Annotated in this window: 22 protein-coding genes, 1 pseudogene and 1 riboswitch; of the genes and pseudogenes, 16 read left to right on the plus strand and 7 right to left on the minus strand. The window is 42.0% G+C overall.

Going from position 1 to position 19,576, the window contains the following annotated elements:
- Positions 1–27: 27 nt before the first annotated feature.
- From sufB to QYF49_RS04700, 3 genes are all read left to right on the plus strand, one after another.
- Positions 28–1,425, plus strand: a complete 1,398-nt coding sequence (gene sufB / locus QYF49_RS04690) for a Fe-S cluster assembly protein SufB (protein WP_290398447.1) — start codon at positions 28–30, stop codon at positions 1,423–1,425.
- A 259-nt stretch (positions 1,426–1,684) separates the two neighbouring features.
- Complete coding sequence (locus tag QYF49_RS04695) at positions 1,685–2,107, plus strand: YciI family protein (RefSeq protein WP_290398448.1); 423 nt, start codon at positions 1,685–1,687, stop codon at positions 2,105–2,107.
- The gene (locus QYF49_RS04700) at positions 2,107–3,354 is read left to right on the plus strand and encodes an RNA polymerase sigma factor (RefSeq protein WP_290398449.1); all 1,248 of its coding nucleotides are present in this window, start codon (positions 2,107–2,109) and stop codon (positions 3,352–3,354) included. Before QYF49_RS04695 ends, QYF49_RS04700 begins: the two co-directional genes overlap by 1 nt.
- Before the next feature lie 236 nt (positions 3,355–3,590).
- Here QYF49_RS04700 and QYF49_RS04705 read toward each other — a convergent pair whose 3' ends face one another.
- On the minus strand, positions 3,591–3,776 hold the full coding sequence (locus QYF49_RS04705; protein WP_290398450.1) for a hypothetical protein: 186 nt from the start codon (positions 3,774–3,776) through the stop codon (positions 3,591–3,593).
- Between the two features lie 623 nt (positions 3,777–4,399).
- Here QYF49_RS04705 and QYF49_RS04710 point away from each other — a divergent pair.
- The 3 genes from QYF49_RS04710 to QYF49_RS04720 all read left to right on the plus strand — a co-directional run bounded on the left by QYF49_RS04710 (position 4,400) and on the right by QYF49_RS04720 (position 6,982).
- Positions 4,400–4,960: a YdhK family protein gene (locus QYF49_RS04710; protein WP_290398451.1), complete on the plus strand. Its 561-nt coding sequence runs from the start codon at positions 4,400–4,402 to the stop codon at positions 4,958–4,960.
- A gap of 254 nt (positions 4,961–5,214) precedes the next feature.
- Positions 5,215–5,913, plus strand: coding sequence for a response regulator transcription factor (locus QYF49_RS04715; RefSeq protein ID WP_290398452.1), 699 nt, complete (start codon positions 5,215–5,217; stop codon positions 5,911–5,913).
- Positions 5,903–6,982: a sensor histidine kinase gene (locus QYF49_RS04720; protein ID WP_290398453.1), complete on the plus strand. Its 1,080-nt coding sequence runs from the start codon at positions 5,903–5,905 to the stop codon at positions 6,980–6,982. The genes QYF49_RS04715 and QYF49_RS04720 overlap by 11 nt, the downstream gene beginning before the upstream one ends.
- A 170-nt stretch (positions 6,983–7,152) precedes the next feature.
- On the opposite strand, the pseudogene QYF49_RS04725 reads toward QYF49_RS04720, so the two are convergent.
- Positions 7,153–7,440 (minus strand): annotated as a pseudogene (locus QYF49_RS04725) (DUF1259 domain-containing protein); the annotation flags it as partial.
- 308 nt (positions 7,441–7,748) lie between these two features.
- Between QYF49_RS04725 and QYF49_RS04730 the strand changes: the two are divergent.
- The 4 genes from QYF49_RS04730 to QYF49_RS04745 all read left to right on the plus strand — a co-directional run bounded on the left by QYF49_RS04730 (position 7,749) and on the right by QYF49_RS04745 (position 11,722).
- Positions 7,749–8,750, plus strand: a complete 1,002-nt coding sequence (locus tag QYF49_RS04730; protein WP_290398454.1) for a hypothetical protein — start codon at positions 7,749–7,751, stop codon at positions 8,748–8,750.
- 300 nt (positions 8,751–9,050) lie between these two features.
- Positions 9,051–9,896 (plus strand): DUF72 domain-containing protein, encoded by an 846-nt coding sequence (locus QYF49_RS04735; RefSeq protein ID WP_290398455.1) that lies wholly within the window; start codon positions 9,051–9,053, stop codon positions 9,894–9,896.
- A gap of 69 nt (positions 9,897–9,965) precedes the next feature.
- On the plus strand, positions 9,966–11,363 hold the full coding sequence (locus QYF49_RS04740) for a bifunctional metallophosphatase/5'-nucleotidase (protein WP_290398456.1): 1,398 nt from the start codon (positions 9,966–9,968) through the stop codon (positions 11,361–11,363).
- A gap of 56 nt (positions 11,364–11,419) precedes the next feature.
- The gene (locus tag QYF49_RS04745; RefSeq protein WP_290398457.1) at positions 11,420–11,722 is read left to right on the plus strand and encodes a YunC family protein; all 303 of its coding nucleotides are present in this window, start codon (positions 11,420–11,422) and stop codon (positions 11,720–11,722) included.
- A gap of 33 nt (positions 11,723–11,755) precedes the next feature.
- On the opposite strand, the gene QYF49_RS04750 is transcribed toward QYF49_RS04745, so the two are convergent.
- Positions 11,756–11,938 carry a hypothetical protein gene (locus tag QYF49_RS04750; protein ID WP_290398458.1) on the minus strand — a complete coding sequence of 61 codons (183 nt, stop codon included), beginning with the start codon at positions 11,936–11,938 and terminating at the stop codon, positions 11,756–11,758.
- A gap of 192 nt (positions 11,939–12,130) precedes the next feature.
- On the opposite strand from QYF49_RS04750, the gene QYF49_RS04755 reads away from it, so the two are divergent.
- On the plus strand, positions 12,131–12,925 hold the full coding sequence (locus tag QYF49_RS04755; RefSeq protein WP_290398459.1) for a thymidylate synthase: 795 nt from the start codon (positions 12,131–12,133) through the stop codon (positions 12,923–12,925).
- Positions 12,922–13,398, plus strand: a complete 477-nt coding sequence (locus QYF49_RS04760; protein WP_290398460.1) for a dihydrofolate reductase — start codon at positions 12,922–12,924, stop codon at positions 13,396–13,398. Before QYF49_RS04755 ends, QYF49_RS04760 begins: the two co-directional genes overlap by 4 nt.
- Positions 13,399–13,447: 49 nt before the next feature.
- Here QYF49_RS04760 and QYF49_RS04765 read toward each other — a convergent pair whose 3' ends face one another.
- The gene (locus QYF49_RS04765; protein WP_290398461.1) at positions 13,448–14,449 is read right to left on the minus strand and encodes a M23 family metallopeptidase; all 1,002 of its coding nucleotides are present in this window, start codon (positions 14,447–14,449) and stop codon (positions 13,448–13,450) included.
- A 190-nt stretch (positions 14,450–14,639) separates the two neighbouring features.
- Here QYF49_RS04765 and lipA point away from each other — a divergent pair, with 190 nt between their 5' ends.
- The gene (gene lipA, locus QYF49_RS04770; RefSeq protein ID WP_290398462.1) at positions 14,640–15,533 is read left to right on the plus strand and encodes a lipoyl synthase; all 894 of its coding nucleotides are present in this window, start codon (positions 14,640–14,642) and stop codon (positions 15,531–15,533) included.
- A gap of 54 nt (positions 15,534–15,587) precedes the next feature.
- Here lipA and QYF49_RS04775 read toward each other — a convergent pair whose 3' ends face one another.
- Positions 15,588–16,229 (minus strand): YhcN/YlaJ family sporulation lipoprotein, encoded by a 642-nt coding sequence (locus tag QYF49_RS04775; RefSeq protein WP_290398463.1) that lies wholly within the window; start codon positions 16,227–16,229, stop codon positions 15,588–15,590.
- Positions 16,230–16,338: 109 nt separating this feature from the next.
- Between QYF49_RS04775 and QYF49_RS04780 the strand changes: the two genes are divergently transcribed.
- Positions 16,339–16,614: a YutD family protein gene (locus tag QYF49_RS04780; protein ID WP_290398464.1), complete on the plus strand. Its 276-nt coding sequence runs from the start codon at positions 16,339–16,341 to the stop codon at positions 16,612–16,614.
- A 23-nt stretch (positions 16,615–16,637) separates the two neighbouring features.
- Here the strand turns inward: QYF49_RS04780 and QYF49_RS04785 are convergent, their stop codons facing one another.
- Positions 16,638–16,928, minus strand: coding sequence for a hypothetical protein (locus QYF49_RS04785; protein ID WP_425589543.1), 291 nt, complete (start codon positions 16,926–16,928; stop codon positions 16,638–16,640).
- A gap of 93 nt (positions 16,929–17,021) precedes the next feature.
- Complete coding sequence (locus QYF49_RS04790) at positions 17,022–17,291, minus strand: DUF3055 domain-containing protein (protein WP_290398466.1); 270 nt, start codon at positions 17,289–17,291, stop codon at positions 17,022–17,024.
- A gap of 156 nt (positions 17,292–17,447) precedes the next feature.
- Between QYF49_RS04790 and QYF49_RS04795 the strand changes: the two genes are divergently transcribed.
- Both QYF49_RS04795 and QYF49_RS04800 read left to right on the plus strand, forming a co-directional pair.
- Positions 17,448–17,900: a DUF86 domain-containing protein gene (locus QYF49_RS04795; RefSeq protein ID WP_290398467.1), complete on the plus strand. Its 453-nt coding sequence runs from the start codon at positions 17,448–17,450 to the stop codon at positions 17,898–17,900.
- 88 nt (positions 17,901–17,988) lie between these two features.
- Positions 17,989–18,630, plus strand: a complete 642-nt coding sequence (locus tag QYF49_RS04800) for a helix-turn-helix transcriptional regulator (RefSeq protein ID WP_290398468.1) — start codon at positions 17,989–17,991, stop codon at positions 18,628–18,630.
- An 839-nt stretch (positions 18,631–19,469) separates the two neighbouring features.
- Positions 19,470–19,575: riboswitch (SAM riboswitch) on the plus strand.
- Position 19,576: the final 1 nt, after the last annotated feature.

Genomic DNA, 19,576 nt, shown 5'->3' on the forward strand with positions numbered 1-19,576 from the left:
TTGTATCCTTTAAGGAGGGATGAAACGATGGCTAAGAAAATGCCTGATATTGGCGAATACAAATATGGTTTTCGCGATAAAGACGTTTCTATATTCCGCTCAAAACGCGGGTTGACGAAAGAAGTTGTAGAAGAAATCTCCAAGATGAAAAACGAACCGCAATGGATGCTGGACTTCCGTTTGAAATCATTGGAGCAATTTTATAAAATGCCGATGCCTCAATGGGGCGGAAATTTGAAGGACCTAAACTTTGATGACATTACTTACTATGTTAAGCCGTCAGAGAAGTCTGAAAAGTCGTGGGATGAAGTTCCACCTGAGATCAAAGCGACTTTTGACAAATTAGGAATTCCGGAAGCTGAACAAAAGTACCTGGCTGGGGTTTCTGCTCAGTATGAATCCGAAGTGGTTTATCACAACATGAAAGAAGACTTATCTGATCTCGGGATTCTCTTTACCGATACGGATACCGCTTTAAAAGAGCACGAAGATATTTTTAAAGAGTATTTTGGGACGGTTATTCCACCGTCTGACAACAAGTTTGCAGCGTTAAACTCTGCGGTTTGGTCTGGTGGATCCTTCATCTATGTGCCAAAAGGTGTGAAGTGTGATACTCCGTTGCAGGCATACTTCCGAATTAATTCTGAAAATATGGGTCAATTCGAGCGTACCCTGATCATCGCGGATGAAGACAGCTCCGTTCACTATGTAGAGGGATGTACAGCACCAGTATACTCTACGAACTCTCTCCACAGTGCAGTGGTTGAGATCATCGTTAAAAAGAACGCATATGCCCGTTATACAACCATTCAGAACTGGGCGAATAACATTTATAACCTTGTAACAAAACGTGCGGTTGCAGAAGAAAATGCAACGATGGAATGGGTAGACGGAAACATCGGTTCACGTCTTACCATGAAGTATCCAGCGGTTGTTATGAAAGGCCGCGGTGCAAAAGGCACGATCCTTTCCATCGCGATCGCCGGAAAAGGACAGCATCAGGATGCCGGAGCAAAAGTTCTTCACTTAGCGCCTGATTGTTCATCAACGATCGTTTCAAAGTCGATCTCCAAGCATGGCGGTAAAGTAACGTATCGCGGAATTTCACACTTTGGACGCCGTTCGGAAGGCTCTAAGTCCAACATCAAGTGTGATACACTCATCATGGATAACCAATCGACTTCAGATACGATTCCTTACAACGAAATCTTGAACAACAACATCACTCTTGAGCATGAAGCGACAGTTTCAAAAGTATCAGAGGATCAATTGTTCTACCTCATGAGCCGCGGTATTTCTGAGCAGGAAGCTACAGAAATGATCGTAATGGGCTTCATCGAGCCATTCACGAAAGAACTTCCGATGGAATATGCGGTTGAAATGAACCGTCTGATCAAGTTCGAGATGGAAGGTTCAATCGGATAAACTGTGAAAAGCCTTGGTATATAAGGAATATACCAAGGCTTTTTTATGTCTAAATTAACCGCCTGCCGTTTTCGTGCCAAATAAAAGCTAATCTATTAGGTATCAAATAAAACTGTCTTGCCCTATTTCTATATAGACAATTTTGAAAAGAATTTTTAAGATTTTTTATTCATTGTGTCAATTTTGGTGTTTCCCGTTCGTTGTATTTATAAAGAGGCCAATTAGGGGATTTGCCTCTAAAAAGAAGGAGGGAATTTTTATGCTATTTATGCTGATTGTCAAAGCCTCGAAGAATTCGGAAGGCGGAAATCGCCCGAGCTCAGAGCTCAATGAAGCCATGAGGAAGTACAATGAGGAATTAGTTAAGGCAGGCGTGCGGGTTGCGGCTAAAGGACTTCATCCAAGTTCAAATGGAATTCGCATTTCGTATCCTAAACCAGGGGAAAAGCCGGTGGTTACGGATGGCCCATTTACAGAAACGAAAGAATTGATTGCCGGGTTCATTCTGATTGATGTGAAATCGAGGGAAGAAGCCATCGAGTGGGCCATGCGGATGCCGGACCCGATGGGACATGGGGAAGGTCAGATTGAATTGCGTCAAGTATATGAGGCGCCGGAGCTGTCCGAAATGTTGGCAAAAGAAGCTGAATTACGCGAGAAATCAGAAAAAAGAAGACCATAGTGACAAACTGTAGAACCCATCGTACCATTGAAGGAATCTGGACCGTCGAATCAGCCAGAATCATAGCCGGTGTTGCCCGAATTATTCAAGATGTCAGTATTGCAGAGGATTTAGCGCAAGATACGTTGGCCATTGCACTTGAAAAATGGCCGGAATCAGGCATACCGGAAAAACCGGGAGCCTGGCTCATGACTGTTGCCAAACGTCTGGCGATTAATCTTCTGCGTCGAAACAAATTACGTGATCAAAAATATGAGGAAATCGGCCGCAAAATGGAATTTAAAGGAAAAACGGACTATGATTCAATAGACGAGGAGATCAATGACGATCTCCTGCGTCTCATCTTCACCACTTGTCATCCAGTACTTTCCAGGGAAGCTCGAGTCGCTCTAACGCTTAAACTGTTATGCGGCTTAAAGACAGATGAAATTGCGCAAGCTTTTCTTGTGTCTGAATCAACCATTGCACAACGAATCGTCAGAGCTAAGCGTACGCTTTCTGCTTCAAAGGTACCTTTTGAAGTTCCCTGTGGACTCGAGCTTTCACGCCGGATGTCATCAGTTCTGGATGTGATCTATCTCATGTTTAATGAAGGATATTCTGCAACTGGTGGTGAGAACTGGATTCGTCCAACGCTGTGCAGTGAAGCTATTCGTCTTGGCCGGATGCTGGCGGAAATTCTCCCTGAGGAACCGGAAGTACATGGCCTGATTGCTCTCATGGAAATCCAGGCGTCACGTTTCAAAGCGCGCATTGGCCCATCGGGAGAGCCAATATTGCTTCAGGATCAGAATCGGGCCCTTTGGGATGATCTTTTGATTCACCGCGGCTATTCGGCGCTTAAGCGGATTGAGCAAATCGGCGGTGCCTATGGTCCGTACTCACTGCAAGCATGTATAGCTGCTTGTCACGCCAAGGCACGAACGGCATCGGAAACGGATTGGCAAGAAATTTCCGCACTATACGATGCCCTCTCCCAGGTGGCACCATCTCCCATAGTGGAATTGAACCGCGCTGTTGCTATTTCCATGGCTTATGGACCGGCCGCTGGGCTGGAGATCGTGGATGCACTGGAAGACGAACCTTCCTTGAAAAAATATCACTTATTGCCAGCGGTTCGTGGCGACTTGCTTGCAAAGCTGGAGAGAAATGAGGAAGCATGCGCTGAGTTCAAGCGTGCAGCATCGCTTACACAGAATGAACAAGAGCGTGCCTTGCTTCTAAAGCGGGCAGCCGATTACGTTTAATTCTCTTTCTCGCAGAAATCTAACATCAATTTTTCGATTTACGAGTCTGGTCAATATAACCATGCCAAGTTGGGGTTTACAAAAAAAAACGCAGCTGCACTTTTTCCACTTTTTTAGTCCTACCTGTTGACCTTCTATTAGCTGGTAACCTTGAAACATGTATCAGGGAAGGATAGGTGGATATATAAATGTATTAGGTGCTTCTAATTCTTGAGATGAGCCACGACAATTCCTGTTTAATTTTCCTGTTGTTCGTTCGATTCTAGAAACGAATCGAACGATTCATCCAATAATCTTTCACGATTTGTGTCTTCATTGACATCTGTATCCATTTCCATTGCTTGTTTAAGTATGTGGTATGTATCATCTTTTTTATTTTTATGTGGAATTGGATTATGGCTGTTATTTTCTTGATTTGGCATATAATCTCCTTCTGTAACAGCTAGTTTATATTAGTATGAACAATTGATCCAAAATAAAATCCATTACTTTAAGTCAGCTTCCTTCACGAACTCGATTCTAATTTCATACTTTTCATTCATCCGGTGAATTGCAAAAACCGATCTTATCAGTAGATCGGTTTTTTAGGTTTCCGAAAACTATTTTTATGTTAACTACCAGCTTATTCTAATGAAATATATCTTTATGTTTTGATACTGCTATTCCCAATAGGGATACATCAATAGTTAGAGTAACAAGTGAATAAGGTGGAGAAGGGATTTGCCATGCCTTGACCCTAATGATTAAGGTGAAATCATATGCTCCTTCCTCCTTTCTTTTAATGTCAAAGCCTCGGAACAAAATAAATGATAATTTGGGGTCGCTCCATAGTACCCCGTCAAAACGTCACTAATATTTTGAAACAATACTTAAATAACTCGTTTTATTATAAAGTTGACCATATACAAAGGGATTAATTTTTAAGTAAAAGATGATTTTAGTAGCTTTCTACACAACTTCTACACAACTCTTATTTATACTTAACTAAGTAGGGGAGATACCTATTTTATTTTGTTTCCATTCGAAAAAAAGGAGGAAATAAAAGATGAAGACTAAAGAAGGTTTATTTGTATCAACAATCCTTGCTCTTTCACTTGCGTTAGGTGCATGCTCAAATAATGATGGTAACGGCAGTAAGGAACATGACAAAAAACAAATGAATCATAAAGGGATGGACCATTCCAGTTCTGGTGAAGTTCCGAAAGGTTTAAAAGAAGCAAAAAATCCAAAATATGAAGTGGGAAGCCAGGCCATTATTAAAGCGAGTCATATGGAAGGTATGAACGGGGCTAAAGCGACAATTGTGGGTGTCTACGATACAGCTGCGTATGTGGTTACTTATACACCGACAACAGGCGGTGACCCTGTTGAATATCACAAGTGGGTGATTCAGGAGGAAATCAAGGATGCAGGAAACAAGTCCCTTAAAACTGGGAAAAAAGTCACACTAAATGCGGACCATATGAAAGGCATGAAGGGAGCTTCGGCCGTGATTGAATCAGCTGAAAAAACCACAGTTTATATGGTTGACTACACTCCAACGACGGGCGGAGAAAAAGTGAAAAATCACAAATGGGTAACAGAAAGCGAATTTCAACCTGAATAAATCGGATCAGAGCGTATCCAATTATCAATTGTGACGCTCCCGTTTTATTGTTCTTCTTGCTCAAAATCGGTGATGTTGATGATGCCTATGTCCATCATGGTTCATGTATATCTCTCCAACCTAAACGTCTTGTTAGAGGTTATTATTTCAACGTTTTTTTATTTTGTTCTATTGCTGGCGATAAATAGGCTATAAAGTGCATGAACCATATCTTCCGCTATAATAGTCAATAAGTATTACAGGGAGAGGAAAGAATGAAAACAATTTTAGTGGTTGATGACGAAGATAAGATTCTCGAAGTTGTCTCGTCCTATTTACGAAACGATGGATTTCAAACGATAGAAGCCTCAACAGGACAGGATGCCATAAACCAAGTAAGGAAGGGCCATATTGATTTTATCATTCTAGATCTAATGTTGCCGGATATCACTGGTGAAGACGTTTGTCACATTATCAGGCAAGAAATATCAGTTCCCATTTTAATGTTAACGGCAAAAGTAAAGGAACAAGAGCGAATCAAAGGATTATCCTTAGGTGCAGATGATTATATGGTCAAACCATTTAGTCCTAAGGAACTTGTGATGAGAGTGAAAACCATATTGAGGAGGGCAAATGAATACGATCTTCTTGCCGATCGTATTTCTTATAATGGCGGTGAGCTAACAATTGACTCAACCTCCAATGAGGTCTTTTTGAACGGAACAGAAGTCAGCTTAACCCCTAAAGAATATAAGACCCTTTTGGTTTTTGCGAGGCATCCTAAACGGACGTTTTCAAGGCATGAGCTCGTTGGAAAAGTCTTAGGATTTAATTACGAAGGGGATCCGCGAGCAATTGATCAGCATATCAAAAACCTCCGGCATAAAATTGAGAAAAATCCTAAACAGCCTCAGTACATTCAAACTGTGTTTGGTTTAGGCTACAGGTTCAAAGGGAGTTCTTATGAAGATTAAGGGATTACATGCTCGTTTAACGATCGTTTTTATCCTTGCAGCCACATCAATACTTCTTATTTCAAGCCTCATTGTTATGTTGGAAGTTCATCACCATTTTAAAATGTTTCAAATCGATGCACCTGAGTTTCGAGCCATGACACCTTTAACCATCCACTTTGAACGAGCGGTTATCGGTTCCATCTTTTGGACATCTCTTGGCGTCTTTGTCTTAGTTTGTGTCCTCAGTTATATCGTAGCCAACAGATTGTCCAGACCTCTTATACAGATGAGAATGGCAGCTGAAAAAATGGCAAAAGGAGATCTGGATGTCAGAGTAAACACTCAGGGGAATGATGAATTGAATGAATTGGGACAGTCCTTAAACGAACTTGCTGCACTGCTCAAAAATCAGGAAGCTGTAAGAAAAAACATGACCAGCGACATTGCTCATGAGCTGCGGACACCTTTGGCCACTTTAAAAAGTCATTTAGAGGCGATAGAAGATGGGATTTTTGAAGCTACTCCTGACCGAATGCATTCTTTTAGAGAAGAAATTGAGCGGCTTATTTTGTTAGTACAGGATTTGGAGCAGTTGACCACTTTTGAAGCTCCCGACTTTATTTTAGAAAAGAAACAAGAGGAGCTAGATCTGGTGATCCTACAGAGTATTTCTACCTTAAAGCAGTCGTTTGATCAAAAAGGAGTCGACGTTAAATACTCTGATTCAGTTCGTATCAATCTATGGTTAGATAAAAAACGAATGGTACAACTATTTATTAACCTATTGACCAATGCACTAAAGTTTACACCATCAGGTGGTAATGTAATCATTACAAGCCAGAAAGAACCTGATACTGTCATCATCACTATTAAAGATACTGGAATCGGAATCCCCGAAGAAGATGTAAAAAAAGTATTTGAGCGTTTTTATCGAAGTGAAAAGTCCAGGAACAGACAATTTGGCGGTAGCGGAATTGGACTTACCATTGCTAAACAACTAGTTGAAGCTCACGGAGGAACAATCTGGATCACCAGTGTCCTCGGGGAGGGAACTACAGTGTATATACGTTTACCTTTAAATAAATAAAGGCTTCTACTCATTCTTTGTGGAGGCCTTCGTTTAGCTTATTACAAAAGTAACGCCAACCGTGGCTGTAATTTTTGGTTTGTTCTTTATTTGTGCCATGTACCTTGGGTTAATGATGAATCTTACAGTATCATAAAAAACCAAGAGAGCGTAAACTCTCTTGGTTTTTTTCAGCCTCGCAATACCTTGAATGCTGCTCTTACTTTTCTTGCAAAAGACAATGGCTCATCAATTGATTCAAAATGCATATACATGGCTCTAGGCTCTTCAAATAACCAGTGATTGTGAACGGCGGTCACAATAATATCCCGTTTTCGAAGTTCGGTTAATAAAGGATTAATCTCCTCTTGCAAAAGGACCGTCTCCCCCAAGTTTAAGGCTCGTCCTTTACTATCTACATCTTCAAACGAGAAAAATTGAGGAATAACTAATGGTGACTTTGTCTTTCTTCCTAAAATCTAATTTAGAATTGAAATAAAATGAGAAATTTATGACATGTATAATTTTTAGTTGCAGAGTAATCTGCAGCTTTTTTTATTTTCTATAGTCAACTTCAAAACAAGCATTAGCAGAATCTTTTCCATTTCCTGCAAGATTTTTACCTTTTGATTGGTAGGCATTCACCCTTATTCATGGTGAACATATGTTAGCAGAAAAGGGAAAGGGTGATTCTATGCGTGGAAATGCGCTTCATTATTTTGCAGGTGGGAACACAGCTAAAGGATATGTTAGTCTATATGACTCTGCATTAAGGGGTTTAAACCGTGTGTTTTTACTTCAAGGGGGGTTGCGTTCCGATAAATCTGCTTTCGTTAATACAATAGGTGAAACCTTAAGAGCTGAAGGCCATACTATTGAATATTTACACTGTGCATCTAATAATGAGTGGACAGAAGGGTTAATTGTTCCCGATGCCGGTGTTGCAATCATTGATGATGCAGTACCTGATATTCGCAAGCACATAGCAAGCGAAAATCTGCAAGTAACCATTCTTGAAAGTGAATGGGCCGCTAAATATCCCTCTGAAAATAATGATGAAATCCATCAGCTTCAGATGGACATCTGTGCAAAATTTGAAAGAGCATATACAACATTTGCGGAATCACTTAAAGCACATGATGACATTGAAGATATCTATATCGCTAATATGAGTTTTGCTAAAGCCGACCAATTGACAAATGAGCTGATTGATCTTTTCTATGGAGAGGAGACAGCTGAAAAAACTTCAAATGTAAAACATCGGTTCCTTGGTGCTGCAACTCCAAATGGCGCGGTTGACTATGTCCAAAATCTAACAGAAAGTATTGGGAAACGTTATTTTATTAAAGGCAGAGCGGGGTCGGGGAAATCCACAATGCTTAAGAGGATTGCAGCTGCTGGAGAGGAAAAGGGATACGATGTTGAGATCTACCACTGCGGATTTGATCCGAACAGTTTGGACATGGTCATTCTTCGTGAAAAAGGCATCGCCATATTTGATAGTACAGCCCCTCATGAATACAATCCTGATCGGGAAACAGATGAGATCATAGATATGTACGAAGCTTGCATTACCCCTGGTACGGATGAAACGTTCGCCGCAGATATCGAAAGAACCACTAAACCTTATAAAGACAAAATGAAGGAAGCCATCTCTTATTTGGCGGAAGCAAGAAACATGATGGTTCAGTTGGAGGGTCTTAAAAGTGTAAGGAACTCTGCTAGATCTGTTAATCTTTATGGTTTAGTGGAAAAGGAGATCAAACAGATCTTGAAACAGTATAAGTAAAAATAGAACTAACGTATATTTAACTCTGCTTGTTGATCGTGTACGACTTGACATAAGTTTTAAACTCTGAGATAAATGACTAAGAAGATTAAAAATTATATGCCAGAATTTCGGAATATATGGGGTGGAACTACTGCTTCTAGAATAAATTCCGTGCCGCTTACGATCCGATGGAAGATTCTATCGGTTTATATCAGCAAATCAAAAAGCGAACGCCAATACGGGGTTCGCTTTTTTTACATAATGTATTTTTGGGGGAACAGAAAGTATAACCATTCATAATGAGGAGAAAGAAAGCCTATGATACTGATTGGAGTAACGGGGTGGGGGGACCACCAGTCATTATATCCGGAAGGAACGAAATCCACTGAAAAATTAAAGCTGTACAGCGGGTTTTTTCCAGTGGTCGAAGTGGATTCCTCGTTCTATGCCATCCAGCCGCTGAAGAACTACCAAAAATGGATCAAAGATACACCGGACCGCTTTTCTTTTATCATAAAAGCCTACCAAGGGATGACCGGGCATTCCAGAGGGAAAATTCCTTTCGAATCCACAAAAGAGATGTTCGATTTATTTAAAGCCTCCATTCAGCCTGTACGCGAGGCCGGGAAGATGAAGGCTGTACTCTTTCAATATCCGCCTTGGTTTGAATGCAATAAGGAAAGTGTGCAGATGCTAAGGTTTACGAGAGAAATGATGGAGGATATTCCGGTTGCGCTCGAATTTCGCCATCAATCATGGTTCTTGCCTGAAATCAGGGAAAGGACCCTGGAATTTATGCAGGATGAACGCTGGATCCACACGATTTGTGATGAACCTCAAGCGGGTCAGGGTTCCGTTCCTTCCGTAATTGAACCGACGTCTAAGGACCTGACGATTATCCGGCTGCATGGAAGGAATGTTCATGGATGGAACAATCATGGACAAGAGAACTGGAGAGAAGTTCGATATTTGTATCGGTACAATAAGGAAGAATTGACGGAATGGAAGAGGCATGTGGAGTCATTAAAAGAACGTACGAAGGAGATTGTCGTGCTGTTTAACAACAATTCTGGCGGGGATGCAGCAGATAACGCGAGACAGTTTATTGATATGCTGGGCCTCAATTATGAGGGGCTGTCTCCAAGACAGCTTGATTTGTTTTAAAAACAAAGGCAATAGAGTTTACAATGGCCTGCTGCGCTAAGGGCAGGTTCTTATGGTTCAGGGGGCACTATGTTAAATACATTAAAAATTTATCACACCAATGATGTACACAGCCATTTTGAATTTTGGCCGCGGATTGTTAAACAGATCCACACGGAACGTAGGGAGGCCTCTGCAAAGGGGCATTCTCTATTTTATTTTGATTGCGGAGATTTTATGGACCGTGCCAATCCACTGACAGAAGGGACATTAGGACAAGGAAATACGCTCCTTCTTAATCAAGCTGGTGCAGATGCAGTTACCATTGGCAATAATGAAGGCATTACACTTACAAAAGAAGAACTGAACGCTCTTTATACTCAAGCAGATTTCCCGATACTGGCGGCTAACCTTTTTGATGAAAATGGAGAACGCCCTCATTGGGCAAAAGTTACTGAGGTGTTCACGACAGGTGATGGGCTTCGGATCGGGGTTGCTGGAGTCACTGTAGCTTTTCAGGCCTTTTATCATTCATTAGGCTGGCAGGTAGAGGATCCATTCAAATATCTGCCTGAAATTATTGCTGAATTGAGAAAAAATTGTGATCTTGTCGTTGTTTTATCCCACCTGGGCTTAAACTTTGATGAGAGGATGGCTCAGGAAATCAAAGGAATTGACCTCATTCTTGGTGCCCATACCCACCATGTGCTTCCAGAAGGAAAAATGATAAATGGAACACTGGTCGCACAAACCGGAAAATTTGGCGTATATCTCGGTGAAATCAACATTGAGTATGAGCCGGCAACTAAAAAAATCACATCAAAGCGTGCGGGGCTTATCGATCTGTCTGACAAAGCAGAAGACAGTGGAGGAGCTGAGCTTCTTCTAGAACTCAAGCAAAGAGGAGAGAAGGTGCTGGAAACGGAAGTTGCCATTTTGCAGGAACCCCTTCATATCTCATGGTACGAATCATCCCCTTTTGCCCAGCTGATGGCGGATGCGCTGAAAGAATGGTCCAAGACCTCTTATTCGATGGTTAATTCCGGAATTATTTTAGAGAGTCTGCCTGCTGGTCGTGTCACAAAAGGAGACCTCCATCGCATTTGTCCACATCCCATTAATCCATGTATCGTCGATTTGACAGGAGATGAGATCAAGGAGATCGTCCAAGCGGGTTTAAGCTTAGAGATGATCCACAGGGAAGTGAGAGGATTCGGCTTTAGAGGGAAGGTCATGGGCCGTATGGCGTTTTCAGGGATCAGAGTAGAAGAAACGATGCTTGATGACCAGCAGGTTCATCTCAGAAGGATTTGGATGAATGGTGAACCTGTTAAGGATGAACAAGTTTACAAAGTTACCGTTATTGATATGTTTACATTCGGGAAATTTTACCCCACAATCGCCAGAAATAAAACAAAAAGGTTTATGCTGCCTGAAACACTTCGGGATCTTCTTGAATGGAAACTGAGGATGGGGATTGGGCAGTAGTGGACGCACTCTTTCTCCTTTGGTACATACCATATAGGAGGAAAGGGGTGTAGAACATGATTGAATTAAACCCGGTAATCATTGACGGACATCCATTTACCGCGGTTACCGTCCAGCTGCCGAAAACAAGCCTGCTAGCTGTTTATAATGACAAAGGGTATATCATGTGCGGGGCATTGGACGTCGCCCTCTTGAACGAAAAGCTCTCAGACCGTAAGATCATTGCCGGAAGAGCCGTAGGTGTGCGCACCATCGATCAGTTGATCAACGCGCCGCTCGAATCCATTACAACTGAAGCTTATGCCATTGGCATTGAAGTTGGAATGGCCGGTAGGGATGCTTTGCTGAAAATGGTATAAAGAAAAACTGTACTCCATTTCTGGGTACAGTTTTTAGATTTTGCTTCGGTCTCTCATCACCTTTAGGGAGATGAGGTTAAAACAAAGCACTCCGCTCATGACTTGTATACGCTTTGAATTGCTGGTCAGGATGTATACCAATAGAAGATAGATTCCGCTTACAAAAAAGGCAACCTGCAAGTAATACATCCACTGTAATAGCCTTTTGAAATCCAAGGTCATCCCCCCTGTATTTCAATCCCGAGTTAACTTTATATTCAGTATAACAATGATGTGAAGAAAATGGATATAATTTTTAATTTTGTAATTAAATTGAGACAAATGATTTTATATTAAAACGATGCAAGAGAGACTCTTTTAAGGTAGGATATAGGATAGTAATAATGTAAAGTGAGGTGCCCCGGTGAAATGAAACAATATTTGAATCTACTGCAAGACACGCTGGAGAATGGAACAAGGAAAGAAGACCGTACGGGAACAGGGACCATATCTGTTTTTGGAAGGCAGATGAGATACGACCTCCAAGAGGGATTTCCGGTAGTTACCACTAAAAAACTTCATTTACGGTCCATCATACATGAGCTTCTTTGGTTTTTAAAAGGTGATACGAATATTGCCTATCTTCAACAGAACGGAGTTTCAATATGGGATGAATGGGCTGACGAAAACGGGGATTTAGGTCCTGTCTACGGCCATCAATGGCGTTCATGGCAGACGCCAAACGGTGAGACGATCGATCAGATCTCCAACCTGATCCATGATATCAAGCATAACCCGGATTCCAGAAGGCTCTTAGTTTCAGCATGGAATCCTTCTGATGTTCCAAAAATGGCCCTTCCGCCATGCCATACCCTTTTTCAATTTTATGTTGCTGACGGAAAATTATCCTGCCAGCTATATCAGCGTTCTGCAGATCTGTTTCTTGGCGTGCCTTTTAATATCGCCTCTTACGCGCTGTTAACGATGATGATTGCTCAAGTATGCGGCTTAAAGCCGGGTGAATTTATACATACGGTCGGTGACGCGCATATTTATTTAAACCATTTGGATCAGGTGAAGCTGCAGCTTTCCAGAGAGCCTAAACCTCTGCCTGTGATGAAAATAAATCCAGAAGTCACTTCTATTTTTGATTTCAAATTTGAGGATTTTGAGCTTTTGAATTACGAGCATCATCCACGGATTAAAGGTGAGGTGTCCGTATGATTTCCTTTGTATTTGCTATGGATGAGAACCGGCTGATCGGAAACCGCAACGAACTTCCCTGGTATCTTCCAGCAGATCTGCAGTATTTTAAGAAAGTAACGATGGGCAAGCCGATCGTTATGGGCCGCAAAACTTTCGACTCCATCGGCAAACCCCTTCCCGGGCGTGAGAATATCATTTTGACAAGAAATGAATCATTTCAGGCAGAAGGATGTACGATCATTCACTCGGTACAGCAAGCATTGGAGCGGAAGGAAGAAGAAGTATGTGTAATTGGCGGAGCCGAAGTTTTTTCATTGTTCATGCCTTATGTCCAGCGAATGTACATCACCAAAATCAACGAAAGCTTTCAAGGTGATACGTATTTCCCGGAAATTGATGAATCTGAATGGAAGCTGGTTTCTGAAACACCCGGCAATGTAGATGAGAAAAATAAGTACTCACACGATTTTCTTGTGATCGAAAAAATTTAACCTTTTCAAACAAAAGCCACCCGCCTGTGATCAGCGGGTGGTTTTTTTCTTAACGACGCAACCGCGAGGCTGTCCGCTCCTGCCTTTCCCATGCACGCAAGTAGGGATAGGGATCAAAGGCCCATTCGGTATACCCGTTGTCTCTATACATGCCATAATGCAAGTGGGGAGGGAATTTGCCTGAAGTGCCGGGTGGGCCATAGCCAGAGCTTCCTACATAACCGACAACCATACCAGGCTCTACGATCGATCCTTTTTCAATGGATTTATTGAAACTGGACAGATGTGCAAAATAGTGATAAACATTATTGATGTCACGAATCCCGATCCGCCAGCCGCCAAATCGGTTCCAGCCCTTCATTTCGATGATTCCGTAAGATGTTGCTTTTACAGGGACACCATAGTCCGCAAAAATATCGGTTCCTTCATGAATGCGCAGGCCGCCATATCCCCTGCGGTCCCCCCATGTATTTCTAAAGCTGTAATTGGATCGGAGAGGCACGACAAAGCCATGCTTATTAAGCGCAACTGTGCCATAGGCTTTATAGATTTCAGCATTCTCCATTATGATACTTACGGCCTTATCCCTTCTGTAGAACTCCCAAAGCCCGATCCTAAAATTTTCTTCATCGAACCCATACTTTTGGATAATGTTAGAAAATGTGTACAGCAAGTCTTCGTCATTATTTCGGTCGGCTAATCCATCATTATTTCCATCCATGCCGGCTCCGCCAAAGATTCGAATCGAATCCGGGCTTTTGTCATCCATGTTCGGATTTAACGGGCCGGACCATTGAATAGGCGAGAAATAAATCCCGACTAATCCCGAAGCTTTAGGCAGGTCTTTTCTGGCACGGCGTACACTTCGTTCATATTGGTCGACACCTGCATAGTAATACCAGGGAATGTGCGTTACCGTTTCCATCTTGTTATATAATGCCAGTCTCTGAACATCTTCTTGGTTATAGGTTCGTTCTGCCAGGGCTTCCTGCTCTGGTAAAAGGAATCCGATCAAGGAAGCAAACAAAAAAAGTCTTAGCCAAGTTTTCATGGTGAGCATCTCAACTCCTTTTCTGCATCATATCCTTAGTTTGGTTGGTAAAAGAAATTTCATATTATATAAATGATGGAAATATCATGGATTGGAGTTTTCTCGCCAGTTATGTTAAAGTTTCTAATGTATCTCTACTTTTAAAAGCACACTGTTTTTATGTGCAGGACGATGAATTGGAGTGAGGATTTTGGCTAAGAAGGAAGAGCACATCCGTAAACCGGAATGGCTAAAAATAAAGCTGAACACAAACGATAACTATAAAGGCCTCAAAAAAATGATGCGCGAGAAGAAACTACATACCGTTTGTGAAGAAGCTCGCTGCCCGAACATCCACGAGTGCTGGGCAGTAAGAAAAACGGCAACCTTCATGATTCTTGGTGATGTATGTACCCGTGCCTGCCGTTTTTGTGCAGTTAAGACGGGATTGCCGACAGAACTGGACCTTCAGGAGCCGGAACGCGTAGCGGAATCCGTTGAACAGATGGGATTAAAGCACGTGGTGATTACCGCCGTTGCCCGGGACGATTTAAAAGATGGAGGCGCCGCTGTTTTCGCGGAAACGGTTAGAGCGATTCGAAGACGCAATCCATTCTGTTCCATTGAAGTTCTGCCATCCGATATGATGGGGGTTCAGGAAAACCTTGCCGCACTAATGGATGCCAAACCAGACATCATGAACCATAATATTGAGACGGTAAGACGCTTGACTCCAAGAGTCAGAGCGCGCGCCACGTACGAGCGCACGCTTGAGTTCCTGCGCCGTGCAAAAGAAATGAACGAAAATATTCCTACAAAATCAAGCATCATGATCGGCCTTGGGGAAACTTGGGAAGAAATTATTGAAACGTTTGATGATCTTCGTGCGAACAACGTTGATATCGTGACTGTAGGGCAATACCTTCAGCCGACGAAAAAACATTTAAAAGTTCGAAAATATTACCATCCAGACGAATTTGCAGAGCTTCGCAAAATCGCGCTCAGCAAAGGATTCAAGCATTGTGAAGCAGGCCCGCTTGTCCGTTCTTCTTACCATGCAGATGAACAAGTGAACGCTGCCAACAAAGCCGTTCAGAGCAACTAATAAGAAAAAGCCGGAAATCCGGCTTTTTTTTGTTTTGCGGAATATGTTTTATATTTATCTTTTCATGTTATTCATCTTGCTGTGCATTTCGCCTTTCATCTCTCCGTTCTGGTTTTCTCCATCGCTGACTTTGTACCCTTGCGGTGATTTTTTCATCTGTGCGATTAAGCGGTCGATAATTCCCTCAGCATTTTCTGTATCATAGTTGACGGAACGATACTGTTCGAGTTTGCCGATCATCCCTTTTTTATCGGAAACGTAAACATGATAATAGCGCGGAACAACGGAAAAAGCGGTTCTCTTTACGCTATCTGCCATCGCGATGCGATTTTTGCTGGTTGTTTCATAAGCCATAAGTACCTCTTCATCTGTAACAAGAACTGCCATGTCTTTAATGTTTGGAAGGCGCACGGCCAGGTCAGTGATCATGTCAGCCAGCTTTTGGCGATCCATTTTTGGTATTTGATTGGAAGTAAGAGGTTTTCTGTTCTCTCCCTTGAATTCATGGCGTACAAAGCCGAAATCCCCATATCTTCTGTCGGTTCCCATCGTGTTATTTTCGTTTTTATAATTTTTGTAGCTGGTGTTCGAAAATTTATAGCCGCTTGTCGTTTCTTTTCTCGTGTCGTCATCCGAGCACGCAGCGGTAAACAGGGCAAAGGTTAAGATCATCAATGCAGTAAATCTTTTATTCATGTGATTCACCTCCTTATCCTTAGGTTGACCACAATAAAAAACTTTTTACAAAGAAATTGTTGGCTGTATTTTTAAGGGACATGGTAAAATATATAGGTGAGGTGAGTTCATGATTTGTATTGGTGAGCATTGCTACGAACTAATAGAAAATAATAAAGAGGCCTTTGACGAGGAACAGCTGAAGTCAAGGTACAGCGAAATTTTACATAAGTATGATTATCTTGTCGGCGATATTGGCTATGAACAGCTCAGGCTGCGTGGGTTTTTTGAAGATGGGCATGATAAAGCGACGTATGATACGAAGATCAGCACGCTTCCTGAATACATTTATGAGTATTGTAACTTCGGCTGCCCTTATTTTGTGCTGAAGAAAATAACCCCCTGATGATCGGGGGCTATCAGCCTGCCTTATTTAAAGTTTTGGTAAGGTTCTTCTGAATCTTCTCCTGGATCGTCATGCGTAGGATGAGCACCGGGATATTGGCGTTCCATTCCGGCATGAAGATTTTTATACTCATAATTAAAGGCACTGTAATACCGCTGATTTTCTTTCCAGGGAGTGGATTTGCCGAGCTTCGCATTGATCGGTGATCCGTAGGGCCCTTCAGGAAAGTCCTCAGGCAAAACATAGCGCCTTCCGGTTTCCACATTGGAGAAATCTGTATACGTTTCTTTATCCTTGTTATACAAAGTAACCATTCCCTTCAGGCAGGTGAAGGATAGAAGATACTCTATCCTTTTTTTAAACTGCCCAGGGTTCGGCTTTTTTTGTGTGGGTAATTTTCCCGCTCATTATAAGGTTTCGTAAAGGAACTCCCGAAGCTCCTGTGCGTCTTCCTCACTAAGCTGAAAAACATGCTCTAAGTAGCCCTCTTCCGCAAGGTCATCTTCTCCTATGATGGAAAAACGGCTTCCCTGCAGATCAAGTATCAGGCTTTTTCCGTAATGCCTTCCTGTTTTTACGATGGCGAGGTCAAATCGGGTATTTGTTCCCATAAAACTTACGAAACGCGTTTCAGATTTTTCCGTATCGTCATATAGAAAAAAGCGTTCTTCTGCCACATTCAGTCCTCCTTGCCGCAAAGGCTTTTCCCTTTTACTTTTTCATGATAGCAGACAACTCTTTAGAAGAAAATAGGCCGGTGCTTTCGTTGTTCACTTTACTTTTTGTGATAAACTAAAAAGGACTATGCAAAATGACAAGGCAGGGTGAGACCTATGTATTTCGTTGACAGAAAAAAGATTGAACACCACTTGGAATATCTGGAATTTCTGCTTAAACAGGCAAAAAAACTGGCCGGGAAGGAAAGTGATGCTGAAAAACTGGCACTTGAGCGGGCAGCACATGTAATCATTGAAAGCATGATTGATGTAGGCAATTCGATGATTGACGGTTTTATTATGAGAGACCCAGGCAGTTATCAAGACATATTGGACATCCTTGAAGACGAAAAAGTCATCAGTGCAGAAAATGCTGAACGATTAAAAAAGGTGATAGCATTGCGAAAAATGCTTGTTCAGCAATTCGCGAGTGTCAGCCACAAAGAAATATCTGAAGTTCTTATAGAAAATGCAGGATCGATCGATAGCTTTCCTTCAGATGTAAGGCGTTACATTGAACAAGAATTGGGACCTGTTTCTGCTTTCCTCCCCGACGATCAGCAGAACTAACAGAGCAATTGTATTTCTAAACATTTTTGTTTAGAATGTACTTTTGCTAGCAAATGCTGTAAGATAAGGGTAAGGAAGGTGATGATTTATGGCTATGGCTAACAACACCTCTACCCGTTCAGAAATCATTCATATGCTTAAGCGCTATAGAAAGTTAACGGTTACTGAAATGGCCGGCCGTCTTGGCATTACAGAGATGGCTGTAAGGCGCCACTTAAATACATTAGAGAGAGACAGACTCGTTGAATCCACCCTGGTCCGCCAGGCAATGGGACGGCCGCTGAATGTGTATCAGCTTTCCGAAACTGCGGACGAACAATTTCCACGCAATTATTCCGGACTGACCGTTGAGTTTATGAGAGACATTCAGGAGATTGCCGGTGAAAAAGCTGTGCAGGAACTTTTTGTCCGCCGTGAAAACCGCTTAAATGAAAAGTATAAGAAACGGATGGAGAACAAAAGCTTCGAGCAAAAAGTGGCTGAACTAGCCGATATTCAAAATGAAGCCGGCTATATGGTCGAATGGGAAAAAACAGACAACGGCCGATATGAATTAAAAGAATTTAATTGCCCGATCGCAAAAGTGGCAAACGAATACCAGCATGCCTGTTCATGTGAGCTCTCTTTGTTCCAGAGAATGCTTGGTACAGACCATGTGGAACGCACTGAATGCCTTGCAAAAGGCGGCTCGTATTGCAAATATTTGATTTCCGAAGAGAAGAACGCTTAAAACCCTACTGGCTGATTGGCCAATAGGGTTTATTTTTTATTGGATTTTTAAAATTCATCTACCCTTTATTCTGTTCTGGCCTTCTGTTGTTGTTCTAAAGATTCAGGAAGTCATGTGCACATCGGTTCCACCAGTAAGGCCTGAGACTGCCATAGAGCCTCCCTATTGAAAGGAACTGAGTAGATACTCAAAAGTATACTGTCTCCGGCAGGATCGGCCGCTTTTGCCCAGCGCTGTGTGGTTTGGGCTGATTGGAATAAGGCAAAAGCTTCGTTCGATAATAAAAAGATCAGGCGATCCTCTCTCTGCCTGATCCTTTTAGAGGAAAACGATACAAAAGGGCAGCAACTGAGGCTTTTCCGGCAAAATACGAATGATTTTGAGTTAATTTTACATCGAGAGGGATATTTCAGCCTTAATTGGTTTGAAAAAGCGGCATATTTACTCGCAAAATAGCTCCACCACAGAATTTATGTTCATGTACGGATGTATGTCCAAAAATTGCGACTTTATGTACAGGAGATCGGAATTATGTTCAAAAACTGCCCATTTATGTTCAAAACGTTTATACACGATACCATCCGACAGGATTCGTTGCATTCATTTCTTTCAAGATAACCAAGCAAGCAGCCCTCACTCATCAGGCACCGAACTGGCGAGTCTGCACTGCATAAACATCACCCAAAAAAACAGCGACCAACGCTCTATCTAAATGACATATCATCCTTTTTCGTTTCTCAGCGTATTACCCTTCCGGTATGATTTTAAAAAGTTTTAGAAAAAGGTTGACTTGCATCTAAAAGTTCAGTATTATTCAAACTAACTTAATATTCAGATGTATCTTATCCAGAGAGGTGGAGGGACTGACCCGATGATACCCGGCAACCAGCAGAAATGCATGGTGCTAATTTCAGCAGAACACGCAAATGTTCTGAAAGATGAGAGC

The organism is Fictibacillus terranigra, from assembly GCF_030412265.1.
Lineage (GTDB): Bacteria > Bacillota > Bacilli > Bacillales > Fictibacillaceae > Fictibacillus_C > Fictibacillus_C terrinigri.